The sequence below is a fragment of the Citrobacter sp. Cf136 genome, assembly GCF_030333815.1.
GTDB classification, from domain to species: domain Bacteria; phylum Pseudomonadota; class Gammaproteobacteria; order Enterobacterales; family Enterobacteriaceae; genus Citrobacter; species Citrobacter freundii.
On the sequence record NZ_JAOWFE010000040.1, the window covers coordinates 436,954 to 457,376 of the forward strand.

At 53.2% G+C, this 20,423-nt stretch carries 15 protein-coding genes; 10 read left to right on the plus strand and 5 right to left on the minus strand.

Annotated elements, in window-relative coordinates:
• Together tamB and tamA are read right to left on the minus strand one after the other, a co-directional pair.
• On the minus strand, positions 1–3,777 hold the full coding sequence (tamB, locus tag OGV98_RS21335) for an autotransporter assembly complex protein TamB (protein ID WP_202580828.1): 3,777 nt from the start codon (positions 3,775–3,777) through the stop codon (positions 1–3).
• Positions 3,774–5,507 carry an autotransporter assembly complex protein TamA gene (gene tamA / locus OGV98_RS21340; protein WP_003025718.1) on the minus strand — a complete coding sequence of 578 codons (1,734 nt, stop codon included), beginning with the start codon at positions 5,505–5,507 and terminating at the stop codon, positions 3,774–3,776. The genes tamB and tamA overlap by 4 nt, the downstream gene beginning before the upstream one ends.
• A 212-nt stretch (positions 5,508–5,719) precedes the next feature.
• On the opposite strand from tamA, the gene msrA reads away from it, so the two are divergent.
• Positions 5,720–6,358 carry a peptide-methionine (S)-S-oxide reductase MsrA gene (gene msrA, locus OGV98_RS21345; RefSeq protein WP_016149464.1) on the plus strand — a complete coding sequence of 213 codons (639 nt, stop codon included), beginning with the start codon at positions 5,720–5,722 and terminating at the stop codon, positions 6,356–6,358.
• 7 nt (positions 6,359–6,365) lie between these two features.
• Here msrA and OGV98_RS21350 read toward each other — a convergent pair whose 3' ends face one another.
• Positions 6,366–7,421, minus strand: a complete 1,056-nt coding sequence (locus tag OGV98_RS21350; protein WP_032948399.1) for a LacI family DNA-binding transcriptional regulator — start codon at positions 7,419–7,421, stop codon at positions 6,366–6,368.
• Positions 7,422–7,611: 190 nt separating this feature from the next.
• On the opposite strand from OGV98_RS21350, the gene OGV98_RS21355 reads away from it, so the two are divergent.
• The 7 genes from OGV98_RS21355 to paeA all read left to right on the plus strand — a co-directional run bounded on the left by OGV98_RS21355 (position 7,612) and on the right by paeA (position 16,393).
• Positions 7,612–8,766: a Gfo/Idh/MocA family protein gene (locus OGV98_RS21355; protein WP_286552087.1), complete on the plus strand. Its 1,155-nt coding sequence runs from the start codon at positions 7,612–7,614 to the stop codon at positions 8,764–8,766.
• Between the two features lie 16 nt (positions 8,767–8,782).
• On the plus strand, positions 8,783–9,967 hold the full coding sequence (locus OGV98_RS21360; RefSeq protein ID WP_193338987.1) for a Gfo/Idh/MocA family protein: 1,185 nt from the start codon (positions 8,783–8,785) through the stop codon (positions 9,965–9,967).
• On the plus strand, positions 9,964–11,031 hold the full coding sequence (locus OGV98_RS21365) for a Gfo/Idh/MocA family protein (protein ID WP_048234092.1): 1,068 nt from the start codon (positions 9,964–9,966) through the stop codon (positions 11,029–11,031). The genes OGV98_RS21360 and OGV98_RS21365 overlap by 4 nt, the downstream gene beginning before the upstream one ends.
• Positions 11,032–11,042: 11 nt before the next feature.
• Positions 11,043–12,065, plus strand: a complete 1,023-nt coding sequence (locus OGV98_RS21370) for a Gfo/Idh/MocA family protein (RefSeq protein ID WP_202580829.1) — start codon at positions 11,043–11,045, stop codon at positions 12,063–12,065.
• A gap of 81 nt (positions 12,066–12,146) precedes the next feature.
• Positions 12,147–13,691, plus strand: a complete 1,545-nt coding sequence (locus OGV98_RS21375; RefSeq protein WP_003839533.1) for an MFS transporter — start codon at positions 12,147–12,149, stop codon at positions 13,689–13,691.
• Between the two features lie 10 nt (positions 13,692–13,701).
• Positions 13,702–14,772 (plus strand): glycoside hydrolase 5 family protein, encoded by a 1,071-nt coding sequence (locus OGV98_RS21380; RefSeq protein WP_121540695.1) that lies wholly within the window; start codon positions 13,702–13,704, stop codon positions 14,770–14,772.
• 280 nt (positions 14,773–15,052) lie between these two features.
• Entirely contained in the window at positions 15,053–16,393 is a 1,341-nt protein-coding gene (gene paeA / locus OGV98_RS21385) for a polyamine export protein PaeA (protein WP_003025713.1), read from the plus strand.
• A gap of 66 nt (positions 16,394–16,459) precedes the next feature.
• On the opposite strand, the gene OGV98_RS21390 is transcribed toward paeA, so the two are convergent.
• Entirely contained in the window at positions 16,460–16,666 is a 207-nt protein-coding gene (locus OGV98_RS21390; protein WP_003025710.1) for a DUF1107 domain-containing protein, read from the minus strand.
• Between the two features lie 328 nt (positions 16,667–16,994).
• Between OGV98_RS21390 and OGV98_RS21395 the strand changes: the two genes are divergently transcribed.
• A complete protein-coding gene (locus OGV98_RS21395; RefSeq protein WP_003025707.1) occupies positions 16,995–17,552 on the plus strand; it encodes a YtfJ family protein in 558 nt (185 codons plus the stop codon).
• On the opposite strand, the gene cysQ is transcribed toward OGV98_RS21395, so the two are convergent.
• Complete coding sequence (cysQ, locus tag OGV98_RS21400) at positions 17,542–18,282, minus strand: 3'(2'),5'-bisphosphate nucleotidase CysQ (RefSeq protein ID WP_003025705.1); 741 nt, start codon at positions 18,280–18,282, stop codon at positions 17,542–17,544. The two genes, OGV98_RS21395 and cysQ, sit on opposite strands and share 11 nt — an antisense overlap.
• A 188-nt stretch (positions 18,283–18,470) precedes the next feature.
• On the opposite strand from cysQ, the gene cpdB reads away from it, so the two are divergent.
• Positions 18,471–20,414 carry a 2',3'-cyclic-nucleotide 2'-phosphodiesterase gene (gene cpdB, locus OGV98_RS21405; protein WP_016149457.1) on the plus strand — a complete coding sequence of 648 codons (1,944 nt, stop codon included), beginning with the start codon at positions 18,471–18,473 and terminating at the stop codon, positions 20,412–20,414.
• Positions 20,415–20,423 lie beyond the last annotated feature (9 nt).

Genomic DNA, 20,423 nt, shown 5'->3' on the forward strand with positions numbered 1-20,423 from the left:
CTAAAACTCGAACTGATAGAGCAAATCAAGTGCCTGATCTACGCCAGACACTGCTTCCAGATATAGCTTAGGCATCAGACGATAACGTAGCGTGAGTGTCGCTAAGGAGTCAAATATACCCACACCATATTTCACCTGCAGACCTGGCAGTACGTATCCGCTGACAACCACCTGAGATGAGTCGCCCACCCCTTGCGTGTCCAGTGCCAGATTGCTTACGCCAAATGTCTCCCCGATTTTACCCACAACCTGACCACTTTGTGCAACCCCCAGACCAATAAGCATTGAGGTCATCGCTGCGCTATCGCTCTGCTCGCTATCCAGCCCTTGTCCGCGTAGCAGGTAGGAAAGCGCCATTTGCTGCGACATTGCCGGGTCAGAGAAGATCTCCGCCTTCGGTTCATCGGCGGTACCAGTGACGCGAACGCCAGCGATCACGTCGTCTTCGGTGGCATCAGGGTTACGAATCGCTTCGATGTTAAGCAACGGCTGATCCGGCGGACCGGAGAACAACAGCTCGCCCTTACGCACAATCAGATCCTGACCATAGGCATGGAAGCGACCGCTCGGAATATTAATTTGTCCGTTCAGCCCCAGCCCCTGCTTATCCTGCACCACTTTCAGATCGCCCGTCAGACGCGCTTTCAGACCAAAGGCGTCAAGACGCACGTTGTTACCGACGTGGATGTTCAGGTTGCTGTTGATCGGAATGCCGGCAGTCTGCGGTTTCTCGGGCTGCAGATTGTTGTTAAGCATGACCATGTCGCTGGAAACCCCAACTGCGCTTTCCGGCAGGTCATGTACCACGATACGCGCCCACGGCACATCCACGTTGCCATCAAGGGTGAACAGGCTTGGCGTGGCTTCAAAGACCACGTCCGGCGAGACATCCAGGCGGACCATTGGCGGTACGGTAATACGCACCCTACTGCCTTTAGCCGCGACGCGCGCCCTCCAGTTGTCTATCTGACTCCAGTCGGCATCGCCGCTCAGGTTAATTTCTCCCTGCTGCGTACGCACCACGCCCGCCAGCGTTGAGCGTGTTCCGGTGAAGTTAACGGCTAACTGGCTTGGCTGCATGTCAAACGGCATAAAGTTACCGTCTATATCAAGACCGCTCAGTTGCAGCTGTCCGAGCAACTGCGGGCTTTGCACATCGCCGCCCAGCCGCAGGTTGGCGTTGATCATCCCTGCCGCTTTTTCACCGCGCGAGAAGATGGGGTTCACCATCGCCAGATTGAAGTTGCGAATATTGACGTTACCGCCCAGATTACGGCGCCCTTGCGGATCTGTTACCTGCACCTGTCCGTCAAACTGTCCGTTGTTGGTCAGACGAATCAGCCAGCCCAGCTCGGCACGGTTATTGTGCAGGTCGGCGGTCAGATTCAACGTTTCAAACGCCACGGGGAGCGGTGCATCATTAACGCTTTGCGTGACCTTCACGTTACGTCCGCTCAGGGTGACCTGCCCCTGTGGCAGCCCCTCTTTGGTGGTGTCCCAACTCACATCGGCTTTACCGGTGAACACGCCGCTGGCCTGGGTTGTCTCCGGCATAAACGGTTTTAGCATCGCCAGGTCGAAGCGGTTTAGATTCACCACCGCGCGCCCTTCCGCGCCCGCATCAATCGTCTGTGGTACGCACAGCTCCGCATTCGGGTTGTTCCAGCAGTGCGGTCCGATACTAATTTTTTGTTCCTGATTACGGTAATCCAGCGCGATAGCCCGGTTGAGCAACCACGGACCGACCGGCGTCTGGAAGCGGGTATTGCTTAACTCTCCTTTCCAGCGCTGTTCTTTGCGATCAAAGCTCCCGGCAAGATCCAGTTGCCCGGAAACCGGTTCTCCCTGAATGCGCAACCGCAGCTCGTGCTGCTTTTCACTGCCTTTGGCGTTGAGCGTCACCAGGCCAATATTCACGTCAGGTTGTACAATCCGCTCTACGCGAACATTAAGATTACCGGCGATTTGCTCGGCCGATTTAACATCCCCTTCAATACGTACCTGAGCAACGGAAAGTTCCTGCCAGCGCAGACCACGGGCGGTAATATCCGCCAGCAGCTGTGGTGCTTCAACCGTACCGCGAACTTTTACCAGCCCTTTCGCCGTACCGCCCAGCCCCGGCAGCGCGTTATCCAGGCTTGGGGCATCAATCGTCGCGTCGAGGTTGAGGTCTTTAACCCCCAGTTCACCTTTTACGTCCGCACTGTTGCGTCCCAGTTCCAGATGCAGGCCCGGGATCGTCCACTGCAGGTAGCTGTTCCCCTTCAGCGAACCGTTCACATTGACCTTATTCTGCTTCACGTTGCCGGTCAGCTTCAGCTCGGGAACCTCCATCTGCCAGCTTCCGCCGTACAGACTGCCGCGAGTTTTCACCAGGCCATTCAGTTTTGACGGCCAGTCCGGGATCGCTTTTGCGGTGTTGATACCATCCAGCGTTAGCTCCCCGCGCCAGCTGATCGCCTGCTGCCAGTCCACCAGCGCTTTCAGCTCGGTTTTCCCTTCCAGTGCCGCAACGCTGAGTTTGTCGAGATTGATCTGCTGCTCGTTGCCTTTGGCGTCCAGCGTGATGGTAGCCGGTGGAATATCCTGACCTTTCACGGCGGTACGCATCGACAGCGTATAGTCGGTCATCTTACCGGTCAGTTTGAGTTTGATGTCATCGGCCTGGAACTGTTTCTCACCGGTAAACGGCCAGTAAACCTGCTTACTCACCACCTCAATGTTGAGCGGTAATCCGGCTTCAGACAGACGCGTCTGTGCACGCAGGTCCATATCCACCGGACCAGACAGATTGACGCCGACTTCCAGCTGCTCGCGCAGCGCGCCGCCGACCTTCAGCTTCACCTTTTCGCCTTTTAACGGGTCGATGTTTAGCGTACTGTTTAACGTAATATCAACCGGCCACGTGTTGGTCAGTTGCGCTGTGCCGCTGGCTTTTACCGTTCCCTGATTCGAGTCGATGTCCAGCGCGTCGAGCTTCATGTTGCCGTCAATGCTGCTCACTTTCAGCAGCATGCTATGGACCGTTAAATCCGTATCTCCGGTCACGCGCAGCTGCTCGCCGCGAAACTCTTCAATATTGAGATTGAGCGGCAGATGGACATCGGTCATTTCCGGCAGCACCGGCTGTGAGAACAGATCTTTTAGCGTTTCGCCGAGCGGCTTTTCATCCGGCTGCGGGTTTTGAATCTTCGGTTCGACAACCTCTTCCTGCGCCACTTCCGCCACTTTGGGCAGAGCAATCAGCAGCCCCTGTAATGACGTTGGCTTCAACGTCAGCGTTTTTTCCTGCCAGTTCAGGCCGGAGGTAAAATCCAGCACGGAAACCGTGGTGTCATCGATTTTGATATTGATGTTGTTCAGCGCCACGCGTGAAAGCGTGATGGGGTAAGGCGTGGAAAGATTAAGCGGACCGCTCTCTTCTTCCTCAACCGGCGCGGATGGCGGCATCTTTTTGCTGTCGATCGCCACATTGATGTTTTTCAGCGACAGATCGTTGACGCACAGACTGCTGTCCCACAGGCAGTTAAGCCCCACGGCCAGATGCACTTCGCCGGCATTCACCGCCACGCCAGGCTGGTCATAACGAATATTTTTCAGTGATAAATCCCGCCAGCCGCCGGTGACCTGACCAATCTCCAGCCCCGGAACCCAACGATTAGCTGCTTTGAAGATCAGATGCAGGCCCGAGGTGGTACCGACGAGGAACGCCACCGTGCCTAACAACAGCAGGATAAAAATCAGCACACCGAGGCTTATCTTCTTCCATAAACTCATAATTCAGGCCCCAGACCGATGTAAAACTGTAAACCATGTTCATCTTTGTCGCCGACCGGGACGGCAAAGTCGAGCTTGATAGGCCCCACTGGTGATTGCCAGCGTACGCCGACCCCGGCACCGGTTTTGAAATCGCTTCGGCGAATATCGCTGACCGCTTCACCGCTATCGACAAACATCGCGCCCCACCATTTACCGGTCACGTTGTACTGGTATTCCAGCGAGCCAGTTGCCAGCTTGGAGGCCCCTTTCAGCTTGCCGTCGCTACCTTCCGGCGAAATAGATTTGTATTTATAGCCGCGAATACTGCGATCGCCCCCGGCGAAGAAACGCAGGTCCGGCGGTACTTTGTCGAAGTCTCCGGTCTCAATCCAGCCGAGATTACCGCGCATCACAAAACGATGGCGGTCGTACAGCGTGCGGATCCAGACGTTTTGCGCCTGGAAAACGGAGAAATCAACATCTGACCCCCAGGCGGTGTTGGAGTAATCAATAGAATAACGCTGAGAGTCGCCCCAGACAGGCATCAAGCCGCCGCGTGAGCGCGTCCGGCTGATCATCACGCCCGGATAGAGCAGCATAGTAGTGTTGGTGACGTTACCCTGGGTAAAGTGGTCGAGGCTCCAGCGCAGGTTAATCGCGCGCTGCCAGCCGCTGGAGAGGTCCCAGTAGCGGGAAACCGCAAGCGTTGTGGAATCCTGCTCGGTATCGTTTAAATCGGTTCGCTTAAAGCCGCCCTGTACCAGGTAATACTGTTCCAGCGGGTTCTTTAACAGCGGCATTTTATAGCTGAAATCAAGCACCTGCTCTGGCGCCGAGATACTGGCGCTGGTTGTCAGGCTGTGGCCGTAGGAGTTCATCCACGGCTTTTTCCACGAGGTCTTCACCCGTGGTCCGACATCAGTTGAATAACCAACCCCGGTTTCGATGGTGTTTTCGGTGCGCGGTGAGACCACGCCTTTCAGCGGCAGCACTTTGGTTTTGCGGGCTTTATCAAACTCCGGCGCGACGACCACGGAGTTAAACCATCCGGTCGCCGACAGACGACGGTTCAGTTCGCCCAGATCTTTCGACTCGTACTCTTCACCTTCTTTAAAGGGCACCAGATTTTGCAGATACTCATCGCGAATTTGCGAGCCTTCAAAGGTGACATGTCCAAAGCGATAGCGTTCACCGCTGTTGTAATCGATATCCCAGAACGCCTGGCGGCGCTCAAGCGCTATTCCAAGCTGGCTTTTATTAAATTCACTGTCGAAATAACCTTTGCGCAGCGCCACGCTGGTGAGTGACTTTTTGAAGTTGTCATAGTCCCCCTGATTCAGCACGGTGCCGATTGCCGGGCGCGTTTTCAACAGATCCAGATAATCTTTATCCGTACGCGCGCCACCACGCAAAATCACCTCGGTGCCACCAATCAGCACCGGCTCGCCGGGGGTCACTTTGGCGATCAGCACCTGGCGGCCTTTCGCCGGCGGTGGACGTAGTTCAAAATCAATGGTCGGCTCAAAGTAGCCCAGCGCTTTTAGCCCTTCGCGGATGGCATCATCAACGCGCGCACGAAAGCGTCGGTCTGGAGTGACTTCATCACTTTGAATCGTGGACAGCTGCGCACGGACGTTTTTCTCCAGCGGTCCTGATAATCCTTCGACCTGTAAGCGAACATTCGCGGCGGCGGCGGAGCCACTTAAGCACAGTAATCCCACCCAACATAACTGACGGATATGTGGCACATTTTCTCCTGAATATCCTTTTTTCCCACCCCTGGAAAAAAATACTATGCCGTTCCTCGGCTTAACAAAAAATCAACAATAAGAGTTGAAAAACAGACGGCAACCCAAATATTTCTTATGTTTAACTCTAGACGTATTCACGCCGTTTATTGTGGGCAAAGACGCGTCTCGTTACAACCTTAACCCAAATGACTGATTTCGGGAGAACGGCCATGAGTTTATTTGATAGAAAGCATCTTGTTACTCAAGCAGATGCGCTACCTGGACGCAACACCCCGATGCCAGTGGCAACGCTGCATGCGGTTAACCAACATTCGATGACCAACGTGCCTGACGGTATGGAGACCGCTTATTTCGCCATGGGATGTTTCTGGGGCGTTGAGCGTTTATTCTGGTCATTACCCGGTGTATACAGCACGGCAGCCGGATACACCGGCGGCTACACCCCAAACCCAACCTATCGGGAAGTGTGTTCTGGCGACACTGGACATGCCGAAGCGGTACGCATCGTCTATGACCCGCATGTTATCAGCTACGAACAACTGCTGCAGGTGTTCTGGGAAAATCACGATCCGGCGCAGGGCATGCGTCAGGGGAACGACCAGGGTACGCAGTATCGCTCCGCCATTTACCCGTTAACGCCGGAACAAACCGCCGCCGCACAGGCCAGCCTTGAGCGTTTTCAGGCAGCAATGACCGCCGCAGGCGACGAGCGCACCATTACCACGGAAATCACTACGGCAACGCCTTTCTACTATGCCGAGGACGATCACCAGCAATATCTGCATAAAAATCCTTATGGATATTGTGGCATTGGCGGGATTGGCGTTTGCCTGCCGCCAGAGCGTTAATCCGCGATTAACGCGCTACCGTCACCCGCGCGGCATGGCGCGTTGCGTGGGTAACGGTGCCTCGATCCGTCACCTTTCCTTTCAGCAACAGGTTAAAAACCGGCGCAGAGGGGCGATTAAGACGGTTCTGCAGCAAATGCACCGCTTCCACGCCCAACGCCCGACAAGGAATCGTGATACTGGTCACCGCAGCAACGATATGCGCGTCAAGTTCCTGAACATCCGTCGTCATCAGCGACAACTCACCGGGTATCTCCACGCCAATCTTTTCCAGCACCCGCCGGATGCCCGTCGACATTGACGCCCCGGCGCAGAAAATAACTTCCGGCCACGCTTCACGCGGTGTCTCATTTAGCCAGTTGCCTATCGCCCGCTCTGATTCGTCCTCAGAAAAGCCCTCCGTTACCAGCAGATCGCGCCCGGTATCAAACGGTATTTGATACTGTCGGTAGACCTCCTTGATGCCCTCCAGACGCCAGTACATCGTTTCCCGACGCAGGCTGGTAACATGGAGAATACGCCGGTGCCCCTGATCAAAAAGATATTGCACAGCACGGTTGCCAATCGCCCGATGATCGGGGGATACCGCATCCAGCAACCCTTCCTGGTCCTGCGAATTAATCAACACGCAGGGTTTATCCAACAGTTGCGCCAGTTTATGCACGGTCGGGTCATCAATGCCGATAAGAATAATCGCATTAATATTCTTATTGTTGGCCTTTTCCTGAAAGACCTTGATGTCCGCACGTTGCTCATCCAGTCCGCAGTAACTCAGATAGACATCATGCGGCGCTATCGCCTCGGCAATGCCGCGTGTCACTTCGAGGTAAAATGCATCGCCACGGGCGGTAAAGGTGCGCAACGGGGCGAAAACAGCAATGCCGTTGATCAACAACCGCCCGCTGGACAACGAGTCCAGAACTCCCAGCCTGCGCGCGCAACTGACAATCGCCTCACGTGCTTTATCGCTGGTGTATGACTTTCCGCTTAGCACCCTCGACACCGTACTCACCGAGTAGCCCGTCAGAGCAGCAATTTCGTCCATTTTTAGCTTGCCAGACATTCTGTGACCTCACTCGCAATCAATCTTTGCAATTTTTTGCAAACGCAGTTCATTGACTCTAAAACACTTTTTCAATGACTGGACCAACTTCTTTTTCATCCTGCAACCGTTCTCACAAAATCACATTGTCGATATTCCAGGCGTTTCTTATGTTCCGCATATCCCTTATTTCTGACGAAAAAGGCACGACATGAAAAAAATACGCTTTGGCATTATTGGGGTTGGCAACATTGGTACCGTCCACGCACGCTACCTGCTGGCCGGAACGGTACAAGAAGCAGTGCTCGCCGCAGTTTGCGATAACAATCCGGATAAACATCCGGCGATCCGTCGGCTGGTCGGCGAAGAGGTGAGATTGTTCAGCGATGCGCGAGAGATGCTGGAAAGTGGGCTGATCGATGCCGTCATCGTCGCCACGCCGCATTATGACCATCCGGGTTTATCGATGATGGCCATGCGTCTTGGTATTCATACGCTATGTGAGAAGCCTGCAGGGGTCTACACCGCGCAGGTACAAGAGATGAACGCCTGCGCGCGCGAATGCGATGTGGTGTTCAGCATGATGTACAACCAGCGCCCTAATCCGCTGTATCAGAAAGTAAAAGATCTGATCGACAGCGGCGAACTCGGCGAGCTGCGTCGATCTAACTGGATCATTACCAACTGGTATCGTTCGCAAAGCTATTACAACTCCGGCGGCTGGCGCGCGACCTGGAAAGGTGAAGGCGGCGGCGTGCTGCTGAATCAGGATCCGCACCAACTCGATTTATGGCAATGGCTGGTCGGCATGCCGGTACGCTTGCGTGCTTTTTGCCAGTTTGGCAAGCATCGTCAGATTGAGGTCGAAGATGACGTCACGGCCTACGCAGAATACGCCAACGGCGCAACCGGGGTGTTCATCACCACCGTAGCCGAAACGCCTGGCACTAACCGCCTCGAAATTGTCGGCAGCAGGGGAAAAGTGGTGGTAGAAGAAGGTCGCCTGCGCTTCTGGCGACTGCGTGAATCCGAAACCGAGTTCAACGCCCGCTGGCAAAACGGTTTTGGTGAGCCGGAATGCTGGGAGGTCATCATCCCTACCGAACCGGAATGCAGCGAGCACTATGTCATTACCCGCAATTTTACCGCCGCGATCCTGCACGGCGAGCCGCTGATCGCCCCTGGCCTGGAAGGCATTCGCGGCCTGACGCTTTCCAATGCGATGTACCTCTCTACCTGGACGGATGACTGGGTAGAGCTGCCGCTTGACGAGCAACGCTACTTCCAGCTGTTACAGGAACGTATCGCCTCTTCAGTGGATAAAAATACGGCCAGCCGCACGCTGGACGCTTCCGGTAGCTGGTAACGCGCAGGAGAAAATCATGCTGAACATTGCGATTGTCGGTACCGGGAATATCTCCCACAACCACATTCAGGGCTATTTACAGTTCGCGGATCGTTGTCGGATTGTTGCTCTGGTCGATATCTACCCGGAGAAAGCAGAGGAGAAGAAATCACGCTATGGCCTGAGCGAAGCGCAAGTCTTCCGCAGCAATCAGGCGATGCTGAACGCGGGTATTGAGGTCGATGTGGTCGATGTCTGCACGCCGCCGTACGTACACGCAGGCATCAGCATTGAAGCGCTGCACGCCGGAAAACATGTGCTGTGCGAAAAGCCGATGGCCGCCTCGCTCGAAGAGTGCGATGCGATGATCGCCGCGCAGAAGGCCAGCGGGAAAATCTTATCGGTCATCGCCCAAAACCGCTTTACCGATGCCTTCTGGCGTTTGAAAACCGTGGTTGATTCCGGGCTGGCGGGCAAGATTTGCCATGCGCAGGTGGATTCGTTCTGGTGGCGCGGACACTGTTATTACGATTTGTGGTGGCGCGGCACGTGGCAGAAGGAAGGCGGCGGCTGCACGCTGAATCACGCGGTGCACCACATCGACGCCATTCAGTGGATGCTCGGCTTCCCAACGGAAGTGGTGGCGATGATGACCAACGTCGCCCACGACAACGCCGAAGTCGAAGATCTTAGCGCGGCTATTTTCAAATACCCACACGGGGCGCTGACGCAACTGACCGCCTCGGTGGTGCATCACGGTGAAGACCAGAAAATTGTTATTCAGGGCGAAAAAGCGCGAATTTCTGCGCCGTGGCAAGTCCATGCCAGCCAGTCGGCGGACAACGGCTTTCCGCAAACGGAAAATAACGGTGAGCTGGAACAAGGTCTGGACGCGCTTTTTCACGCTACGCCAGCGCTGCAATGGACGCTGCATACCGGGCAAATCGACAACCTGCTTAGCGCCATCGAACGACAAACCCGTCCGCTGGTCGATGGCGAACAGGGCAAACGCTCGCTGGAGCTGATCACCGCTATCTATAAATCCGCCATCACCCGCACGGTGGTGACGCTGCCCATCCACCACAGCGATGCGTTTTATCGCACCGGCGGCCTGATTGAAATCGCCCCGCATTTCTATGAGAAATCCGCCTCCGTGAGCAATTTTGCGGAAGTGGGCGCCATCCCTCTGGGTAAAGACTTAGATTCAGGAGTTAAATCATGAACAAGCAAGACGGAATGAACTACGCCCCTACCGGGAAGCCTCAGCCGGTCGTGAAGCCTGGCGAGTTTGTCATTGCCGCCGCCACGCTCGACCACGGCCATATCTACGGCATGTGCAACGGGTTGATTGAGGCAGGCGCCACGCTGAAATGGGTTTACGATCCCGATCCGCACAAAATAGATCAATTTTTGCAGCAGTATCCGCAGGCGCAGGTGGCAGATTCGCTCGAAACCATCCTCAACGATCGTGAGGTACAACTGGTTGCCGGGGCGGCTATTCCGTCTGAACGCTGCCCGCTGGGGCTAAAGGTAATGGCGGCAGGGAAAGACTACTTCACAGACAAGGCTCCGTTAACCACCCTTGCACAACTGGAAGACGCCAAAGCGATGGTGGCGAAAACCGGACGCAAATACGCAGTCTATTACAGCGAGCGTCTGCACGTTGAAAGCGCTGTCTTTGCTGGTCAGCTCATTCAGCAAGGGGCGATTGGGCGCGTGATGCAAACCCTGGGCACAGGGCCGCACCGTGAAGGCAATGGGCGCCCGGACTGGTTTTATGACAAACGCTACTTTGGCGGCATTCTGTGCGACATCGGTAGCCATCAAATCGAACAATTCCTGTTTTATACCGGCAACCGCGAGGCACACGTCGTCGCCAGCCAGGTGCGTAACGTTAATCATCCGCAGTTTTCGCAGTTTGAAGACTTTGGCGATGCCATGCTGGCGGGCGACAACGGCGCAACGGGTTATTTCCGCTGCGACTGGTTCACGCCGCAGGGGCTCAGTAGCTGGGGGGATGGACGCCTGACGTTGCTGGGTACCGAAGGTTACATTGAGATCCGCAAGTATGTGGATATCACCAGAGGCGAACAGGACGTGGTGTATCTGGTGAATAAAGAAGGAGAGTTTCGTTTCCCGGTCGCAGGAAAAGTCGGTTTCCCGTTCTTCGGTGAATTCATTCTCGATTGTCTGAATCGCACGGAAAACGCCATGACTCAGGCCCACGCCTTTAAAGCCGCAGAGCTATGCGTGAAAGCGCAAATGCTGGCGAATGCTCGCACATAACCGGAGGTGACATGACAACACTCAATGCCGCCATCATCGGCGCGGGGGCGATTCACCGCAGCCACGTTAACGCCCTCCGGCTTTTGCCGGGGGTCACGCTGCGCGCGCTGGTCGATATTGATAGCGCTAACGGTTTGCAACAGGCCATGGCGTATAACTGCCGCTTTTACCAGAATTACCGTGAAATGCTGCTGGATAATGACATCGACGTCGTCCATATCTGTACACCTCATTTCGAGCACAAAAACATGATTACCGCCGCGCTTGCCGCCGGGAAACATGTGTTTTGTGAAAAGCCGGTGGGGTTGAATTGCACAGAAGTCGCAGACATCGCTAACACAGCAGCGTCCGCCCAAGGCTTGCTGGGCGTGTGTTATCAAAACCGGCTTAATCCAACCAGCTTACGTATCCGCGACGAACTGGCGAAAAATACGCTGGGTAGAATGTTGAGTATTAAAGCGGTTTTGACCTGGTCACGCTCTAAAGCGTATTACAGCGAAAGCCCGTGGCGTGGGCGTTTTGCCAGCGAAGGCGGCAGTTTACTGATCAACCAGGCCATTCACACTCTCGATCTGATGCAGTGGTTCGCCGGCGGTGTAACGCGTTTGAAAGGCGTGGTGGACAGCGGCGAACTGGCAGACGTTACCGAAGCTGAAGACTGCGCGATGGCGACCCTGCACTTTACCAACGGTGCCCGCGGTCTGTTTTATGCCAGCAACTGCAATACCCTCGATTCACCGCTGCTGCTGGAGATCCATTGCGAACACGGCATGCTGCAGCTCACGGATAACACCCTGTGGCGCGTTACAACGGATCGGCGCCTGAAGCTGGATTGCGACGGTTCACCGGACGGCCACAGTAAAAGTTACTGGGGCCTGGGCCACCAGCAGGCCATTCGTCAGTTTTATCATGCTATTACTCATGGAGGTCAAACAGAATATATCAATATTAATGATGCCCGCAAATCACTGGCGATGGTCGATGCTATTTATCATTCGTCTAAAACCCGACAATGGATAACCATTAATAATTAAAAATTAACCTGGCACTACAGAATTAATAAACATCAGCCGGATAATACCGGAGTACAAATACCCTACATACTGGAAAATATTATGGTCAAACCAACTGAACGCAGAGTCAGTTATGGTGTAGCGATCGGCTATGGCATTACTGATTTATTTGGCGGCGGTGCTTTCGCCATTATCGGAACCTGGCTTTTATTTTTTTATACCACCTACTGCGGTTTAAGCGTACTGGAAGCAGGCTCAATATTTGCTATTGCCCGCGTGATTGATGCAGTACTCAGCCCAATTATGGGTTACATCACTGATAACTTTGGCAACACGTGGCTGGGTCGACGATTTGGCCGCCGTCGCTTCTTTTTATTACTCAGTTCTCCTTTAATGTTTCTCTATGCTCTACTGTGGCTGACCGACATGGGTTACTGGTATTACCTGGGAACCTATCTGTCAATTGAGCTACTGTCAGCGATGGTGCTGGTGCCGTGGGAAACCCTCGCCGCAGAGATGACCAATCGCTACGAAGAACGCAGTCGCCTCTCCGGCGTGCGCATGATCTGCTCGCAGTTGGGCGGATTCCTTGCCGTCTCGGTACCCGGTATCCTGATGCAGTTCACCGGCAAAGATAATCCCTTTACCTATACGCTAACCGGACTGATTTTTTCCGTCGTGTTCTGTCTTGCCGTATTTATAACCTGGCGCTGTACATGGGAAGCCAAAGACGTTCAGGAAGAGACATTTCAGGCTGACTTACAACGAAATAGCGGGCTACTGAATCACCTTAAATATTTAATACTTGATCTGTTTTCGTCATTCCGTATCCGGGCATTTCGCTTGCATATCATTATTTATATTTTCTCATTTACCGCCATGGATGTATTCGGCTCGGTTTTCACCTATTACGTGGTGTATTGTTTAAGCCAGGATGCCGCCTCCGTTTCGGGCTGGTTAAGTATTGCCGCCTTTGCTTCAGTATTTGGCACCTATGGATTTATGCTACTACTGAACAAACTCAATATCACCCCGTCAGCGGCACTACGTCTTTCTTACACCTGTATATTTAGTGTATTACTCTTTTTATTTATTATTTATTACACTGAAACCCAGGTATCCAACATTCTGTTCTCGGCGGTATTTATTCTACTCGGTATGGCGCGTTCCGGTCTTTACTATATCCCATGGAATATCTACAGCTTTATTCCTGATATCGACGAAATGGTTACCCAACAGCGCCGTGAAGGGATTTTTGCAGGCGTTATGGTACTCACACGCAAAAGTACCGTGGCAATCGCTATTTTGCTTATCGGCATGGTGCTGGAAGAGTCTGGCTTTATAAAAGGCAGCGGCGCACAGCCGGAAAGCGCGCTCCACGCTATTATCGGATTGATGATCTTTGCTACCGCGGCGCTGCTGGCGGTGAGTTTCTACGCGACCTACAAATTCAAACTCACTCGCGAAACCCACAAAGTTCTGCTTAAAGAGATCGCTCGCCGCAAGCTGGGTGGCAACTATCGCGACTGCGATGAAGAAACTCGGGTGGTGATCAAGCAACTTACTGGCTACGAGTACGATGAAGTTTGGGGTGGCAGCGCCACGCAGCGTGCGACGGGACGCGTCAGTCTCTCAGATGCAGAATAAGGAGCGCATCATGTACAACCCATGGAACAAAGCACGGGCGCAAAGCTGGTATCAACAGCAACCCTGGGGCTGCGGATTTAACTACTTGCCGCGCACCGCGGTTAACTGGCTCGAAATGTGGCAGGCAGAAAGTTTCGATAGCAGTACTATCGATCAGGAACTCGGCTGGGCCAGCCTGTATGGCTATAACCAGCTGCGAACAAATTTACCGTTTACCGTCTGGCAGTATGACCGTGACGGGCTTCTCGAGCGCATAAATCTCTTCCTGAGCATTGCCCATAGCCACCGTATAAAAGTGATGTTGACGCTGCTCGACGACTGCGCTTTTTCTGGTGATGAGCCCGTTATCGGTCAGCAAAAACCGCCGGTTCCCGGCATTCACAACAGCCAGGCGGCGGGTAGCCCTGGGCGCGCCTGCGTGCTGGATCGACGCTGTTGGCCGCACATTGAAGCCTACGTCAGAGATATCATCCGTTACTTTCGCCATGACTCGCGCATCAGCGTCTGGGATTTATATAATGAGCCAGGCAACGGCGGGATTTTTTGTCATACTGGCGAATTTGCCCGCTATGATGACAGGCTGGAAATCTACGCCTTAACCCTGATGACCCATCTGTTTAGCTGGGCCCGACAGGAGTCACCCTCTCAACCGTTGACCGTAGCAGCCTGGCATATTGACGATCGCGCGGCGTGCGGGAATGCGTTTACGCATCCTGTTGATATAGCGGCGCTGCGGCTTTCCGATGTGATTAGCTACCATGCCTATGTCGACACCCCTGGCCAGCTGTCTCTTCTGTCACAGCTGGCCGAATTTGGCAGGCCGCTCTTTTGTACCGAGTGGCTGGCACGCCATGTCGATAGCCGAATAGAAGAACAGCTGCCGCTATTTCGCGCCCAGCGCGTTTCCAGCTTTCACTGGGGGCTGGTACAGGGGAAAACGCAAACCTGGTTGCCGTGGCCGGATATCCCGCGGAACGAGACGACGGCGCTGCTATGGTTCCACGATGTGCTGAAGTCGGATGGTTCGCCTTATAGCGAAAAAGAAATGCAGATGGTGCGCAGGCTTAACGCCGCAGGATAAGGCCAAAAAAGCTCCTCTGGCGACTTTACAGTACCTTACGCTATACTAGCTTCTGAAATTACCGGTCCACTCCCTTCGGACCGGTTTTCATTGAATATTCCATTGGATTTATACTCTATGGATTTCGAGTTGCAGGCAGGCGGCAAACTCGTGAATCCCCAGGAGCATAGATAACTATGTGACTGGGGTGAATGAGTGCAGCTAACGCACCTGCAGCTTGAAAGACGACGAGTATCAACTTCTCCCTTCCGAGGATCTGACCTGAACGGTCGGATAAGATATGTTAAACAGTATTTTAGTCATTCTCTGCCTGATCGCCGTGAGTGCGTTTTTCTCGATATCTGAGATCTCGCTTGCTGCATCACGCAAAATAAAACTTAAACTGCTTGCCGATGAAGGCAACGTAAACGCACAACGTGTTTTGAAGATGCAGGAAAACCCCGGCATGTTTTTTACCGTCGTGCAAATTGGCCTTAACGCGGTCGCCATTCTCGGCGGTATCGTCGGTGATGCAGCATTCTCCCCGGCGTTTTACAGCCTTTTCTCGAAGTACTTCGCTCCAGAGCTGTCCGAACAGTTAAGCTTTATTCTGTCATTCTCGCTGGTTACTGGCCTGTTCATCCTGTTCGCGGATTTAACCCCGAAACGCATCGGTATGATTGCGCCAGAAGCTGTGGCTTTGCGTATCATCAACCCGATGCGCTTCTGCCTGCTGGTCTTCCGCCCGCTGGTGTGGTTCTTTAACGGTCTGGCAAACAACATTTTCCGTCTGTTTAAGATCCCAATGGTACGAAAAGACGACATCACCTCAGACGACATTTACGCCGTGGTCGAAGCCGGTGCGCTGGCGGGTGTTCTGCGCAAACAGGAGCATGAGCTGATTGAAAATGTGTTCGAACTGGAATCGCGTACCGTCCCGTCTTCAATGACCTCGCGCGAGAACATTATCTGGTTCGATCTCCATGAAGATGAGCAAAGCCTGAAGAACAAAGTGGCGGAACATCCGCACTCCAAATTCCTGGTGTGTAACGAAGATATCGACCACATCATTGGTTATGTCGATTCAAAGGATCTCCTCAACCGCGTACTGGCGAACCAAAGCATGGCGCTGAACAGCGGCGTACAGATCCGCAATACGCTGATCGTCCCGGACACGCTGACGCTCTCTGAAGCACTGGAAAGCTTCAAAACCGCAGGCGAAGACTTTGCCGTCATCATGAACGAGTACGCGCTGGTGGTAGGGATTATCACGCTCAACGACGTGATGACCACGCTGATGGGTGATTTAGTTGGCCAGGGTCTGGAAGAGCAGATTGTGGCGCGTGATGAGAACTCATGGTTGGTTGATGGCGGTACGCCGATTGATGACGTTATGCGCGTGCTGGATATCGACGAGTTCCCGCAGTCCGGCAACTATGAAACCATCGGCGGCTTTATGATGTTCATGCTGCGTAAAATCCCGAAACGCACCGACTCGGTGAAGTATTCTGGCTACAAATTTGAAGTGGTGGATATCGATAACTACAAGATCGATCAGCTGCTGGTGACGCGTCTGGACAGCAAACCTACTGTTCTGGTACCAAAACTGCCAGATGCAAAAGAAGAGGCAAAGGCGTCGTAACGCCTTACAGAAACATCAACGGCTCCTGTCCAGGAGCCGTTTTTTTAACTACTGCATAGCACTTGATCAAGCCATCTCAGTTTGCAGACGCAAGACCTGACGGTTAACTTCGGACATCACGGAAAAATGCAGCTTGTCCTTCACTTTTGGGATAAGAATCTTACCCTTATCAAATTCAAAAGCGCCTACATCCTTGATATATAACCGTCCACGAAACAGGATCTTCACGTACTTCGCCACCTGCAGCGGGTTGTATCGTTGGAAAATTTTCATTGTTGTCTCCTGCTGAGCATTACGCCTTTGCGGTACCACAATCGGTCCGACAATCCTCAGGCGCAAATTTTAATGCCCTATGACTATAGACTATCTCGTTGATGTTTCCAGCGTGTATAAGTTTATTTACCTTCAGGTTACAATTATTCAGAATTATCTTTTCAACGCTTCGCTGTCTTCAGTATAAGCCTTCATTTTTCGCAGGATTTGTGCGCCCGTCCGCAAACTGGCATCGCGCTTGCGGGAAAAAGCATCAATCGCACATATGATTAAATTCCAGACCCAAGTGGTCGGATCACCTGCAAAATAAAAGAAAGAAGGAAAACCTATGACCTTACGAAAACTGTTGGCGCTGTCGTTTCTGCTGCTGCCGATGATTGCCTCCGCACATAAGTTTGAGACTGACCAACGCGTACCACCGGTGGGGATCGCCGATCGCGGCGAACTGATTCTCGATAACGATAAGTTTAGCTACAAAAGCTGGAATAGCGCGCAGTTGCCTGGGAAAGTGCGAATTGTGCAACACATTGCCGGACGCACCTCCGCCAAAGAGAAAAATGCGACACTGATCGAGGCAATCAAAGCCGCCAACCTGCCGCACGACAAATACCAGACCACCACTATCGTCAACACAGATGACGCCATTCCCGGCTCCGGTATGTTTGTGCGCAGCAGTCTGGAGAGCAATAAGAAGCTCTACCCGTGGTCGCAATTCATTGTCGACAGCAATGGCATTGCGCGTAAAGCCTGGCAACTGGATGAAGAGAGCTCCGCTATCGTCGTACTCGACAAGGACGGACGCGTGCAGTGGGCAAAAGATGGCGCATTAACGCAGGAAGAGGTGCAGCAGGTAATTGCCCTGCTGCACAAATTGCTCAGTAAATAGAAACGCGGAAGCCGGGGTTGAGGAACGATTCACGTGGGGTGTAATCCAGAGGTTTCCCCTGCCAGTCGTGAACGTGCGCTCCGGCTGCGGCGGCAACAGCGTGGCCCGCGGCGGTGTCCCATACGTTAGTGGGCCCAAAACGCGGGTACAGCTGTGCGTGCCCTTCCGCCACCAGGCAGAACTTCAACGATGAGCCAATCGACGTGGTCTGGTGCTCGCCCAACTGTTGCAGATACTCTTTTAACTCATTATCGGCATGCGAGCGGCTAATGACCACCAGCGGTGGACGCGCGTCACGAACCTGAATTTGTTTACGTACGCCGCACTCTTCTTTCCACGCTTTACCTTCTGCTGCGCTGTACATCACTTTCATTACCGGCGCGTAAACCACGCCCAGAACCGGCTTTCCCTTTTCGATCAGCGCAATATTGACCGTAAATTCACCGTTACGCTTAATGAACTCTTTGGTCCCGTCCAGCGGGTCCACCAGCCAGTAGCGCTGCCAGTGCTGGCGAACATCCCAGCCAGGAGGCGCCTCTTCAGACAGGACGGGAATATCCGGCGTCAGCGCCAGTAATCCCTCGAGGATAACCTTGTGCGCGGCGATATCTGCCGCCGTGACCGGAGAATCATCCTGCTTGCTGGTAATCTCCATCGGTTTGATTCCATCGTAGACCTGCATAATGGCATCGCCCGCGTTCCGTGCAAGCTGGCATACATGTTCTAGCATTCTCCACCTCGTTTCTGTCAGTGGTGTTAACTCGTTGTTTTACTTATACCCGATCGTCAGGGGATCCGCCAACTGTGATAGCGTCTGCGGTTTTAAACGCTATATTCATGTCATGATTCACAGTTCTGTAAGCAAGAAGATTTATATACATTTTCTTTTGTGGCTTAGATCTTAAAAGGATGCCCCTGATGATTAAGTTTAGTGCAACGCTTCTGGCAACGTTGATTGCAGCCAGCGTCAATGCCGCGACCGTCGATCTGCGTATAATGGAAACCACTGATTTGCATAGCAATATGATGGATTTCGATTATTACAAAGATACACCGACTGAAAAATTCGGTCTGGTACGTACGGCAAGTCTTATCAACGCTGCGCGTGGAGAAGTCAAAAACAGCGTGCTGGTTGATAATGGCGATCTGATTCAGGGCAGCCCGCTCGGGGATTACATGGCGGCCAAAGGGCTGAAAGCGGGCGAAACTCACCCGGTATATAAGGCGCTGAATACTCTGGATTACGCGGTGGGTAACCTCGGCAACCATGAATTCAACTACGGTCTAGAGTATCTGCACAACGCGCTGGCAGGGGCAAAGTTCCCTTACGTTAACGCCAATATCATCGACGTTAAGACCAAAAAGCCGCTATTTACGCCTTATCTGATCAAAGACACTGAGGTTGTCGACAAAGAAGGGAACAAGCAGACGCTGAAGATTGGCTATATCGGTTTTGTGCCACCGCAGATTATGACCTGGGATAAAGCCAACCTCAGCGGTAAAGTGACGGTGAACGACATTACGGAAACTGCACGCAAATACGTTCCCGAAATGCGAGAAAAAGGTGCCGATGTCGTGGTGGTAGTTGCTCACTCCGGGCTTTCTGCCGACCCGTATCAAACCATGGCGGAAAACTCCGTTTATTACCTCAGTGAAGTCCCGGGCGTAGATGCCATTATGTTTGGTCACGCTCACGCCGTTTTCCCCGGTAAAGACTTTGCCAACATCAAAGGTGCAGATATCACAAAAGGTACGCTGAATGGGGTTCCGGCAGTGATGCCGGGCATGTGGGGCGATCATCTGGGGGTGGTGGATTTAGTGCTGAATAACGACAGCGGTAAATGGCAGGTCACCCAGGCGAAAGCCGAAGCACGTCCGATTTATGACGCGGCAGCGAAAAAATCACTGGCAGCAGAAGACAAAAAAATCGTTGAGATCCTGAAAGCCGATCACGACGCCACGCGTGAGTTTGTCAGCAAACCGATCGGTAAATCCGCCGACAATATGTACAGCTATCTGGCGCTGGTACAGGATGACCCGACCGTACAGGTGGTGAACAACGCGCAGAAAGCCTATGTGGAACACTTTATTCAGGGCGATCCGGATCTGGCAAAACTACCGGTACTTTCCGCCGCCGCGCCGTTTAAGGTCGGTGGGCGTAAGAACGATCCGGCAAGCTTTGTCGAAGTCGAAAAAGGCCAGTTAACCTTCCGTAACGCCGCTGATTTGTATCTCTATCCCAACACTCTGGTGGTGGTGAAAGCCAGCGGTAAAGAGGTGAAAGAGTGGCTGGAATGTTCCGCCGGGCAGTTCAATCAGATTGATATCCACAGCAGCAAACCACAGTCGTTGATTAACTGGGACGGCTTCCGTACCTATAATTTCGACGTGATTGATGGCGTGAATTATCAGATTGATGTATCGCAACCCGCCCGCTACGACGGGGAATGTCAGACCATTAATCCGAAAGCGGAACGTATTAAAAATCTGACCTTTAACGGCAAACCAATCGATCCGAATGCTACCTTCCTCGTCGCGACCAACAACTACCGCGCCTACGGCGGTAAGTTTGCCGGAACCGGCGACAACCACATCGCGTTTGCTTCTCCGGATGAAAACCGCTCGGTGCTGGCCGCGTGGATTGGTGCACAGACGAAGCGTGCCGGTGAAATTCATCCGGCGGCAGATAACAACTGGCGTCTGGCGCCAATTCACAGCGATACGCCACTGGATATTCGCTTTGAAACATCACCGTCTGATAAAGCCGCGGCGTTTATTAAAGAGAAAGGCCAGTATCCGCTGAAAAAAGTCGCGACCGATGACATCGGTTTCGCCATTTACCAGCTGGATTTAAGTAAGTAATTTTCGTGC

What these genes read in the sequence shown, in the direction of transcription:
- tamB (WP_202580828.1), bottom strand. Translation starts at nt 3,777, where the DNA reads ATGAGTTTATGGAAGAAGATAAGCCTCGGTGTGCTGATTTTTATCCTG.
- msrA (WP_016149464.1), top strand. Translation starts at nt 5,720, where the DNA reads ATGAGTTTATTTGATAGAAAGCATCTTGTTACTCAAGCAGATGCGCTA.
- OGV98_RS21350 (WP_032948399.1), bottom strand. Translation starts at nt 7,421, where the DNA reads ATGTCTGGCAAGCTAAAAATGGACGAAATTGCTGCTCTGACGGGCTAC.
- OGV98_RS21355 (WP_286552087.1), top strand. Translation starts at nt 7,612, where the DNA reads ATGAAAAAAATACGCTTTGGCATTATTGGGGTTGGCAACATTGGTACC.
- OGV98_RS21360 (WP_193338987.1), top strand. Translation starts at nt 8,783, where the DNA reads ATGCTGAACATTGCGATTGTCGGTACCGGGAATATCTCCCACAACCAC.
- OGV98_RS21365 (WP_048234092.1), top strand. Translation starts at nt 9,964, where the DNA reads ATGAACAAGCAAGACGGAATGAACTACGCCCCTACCGGGAAGCCTCAG.
- OGV98_RS21370 (WP_202580829.1), top strand. Translation starts at nt 11,043, where the DNA reads ATGACAACACTCAATGCCGCCATCATCGGCGCGGGGGCGATTCACCGC.
- OGV98_RS21375 (WP_003839533.1), top strand. Translation starts at nt 12,147, where the DNA reads ATGGTCAAACCAACTGAACGCAGAGTCAGTTATGGTGTAGCGATCGGC.
- OGV98_RS21380 (WP_121540695.1), top strand. Translation starts at nt 13,702, where the DNA reads ATGTACAACCCATGGAACAAAGCACGGGCGCAAAGCTGGTATCAACAG.
- paeA (WP_003025713.1), top strand. Translation starts at nt 15,053, where the DNA reads ATGTTAAACAGTATTTTAGTCATTCTCTGCCTGATCGCCGTGAGTGCG.
- OGV98_RS21390 (WP_003025710.1), bottom strand. Translation starts at nt 16,666, where the DNA reads ATGAAAATTTTCCAACGATACAACCCGCTGCAGGTGGCGAAGTACGTG.
- OGV98_RS21395 (WP_003025707.1), top strand. Translation starts at nt 16,995, where the DNA reads ATGACCTTACGAAAACTGTTGGCGCTGTCGTTTCTGCTGCTGCCGATG.
- cysQ (WP_003025705.1), bottom strand. Translation starts at nt 18,282, where the DNA reads ATGCTAGAACATGTATGCCAGCTTGCACGGAACGCGGGCGATGCCATT.
- cpdB (WP_016149457.1), top strand. Translation starts at nt 18,471, where the DNA reads ATGATTAAGTTTAGTGCAACGCTTCTGGCAACGTTGATTGCAGCCAGC.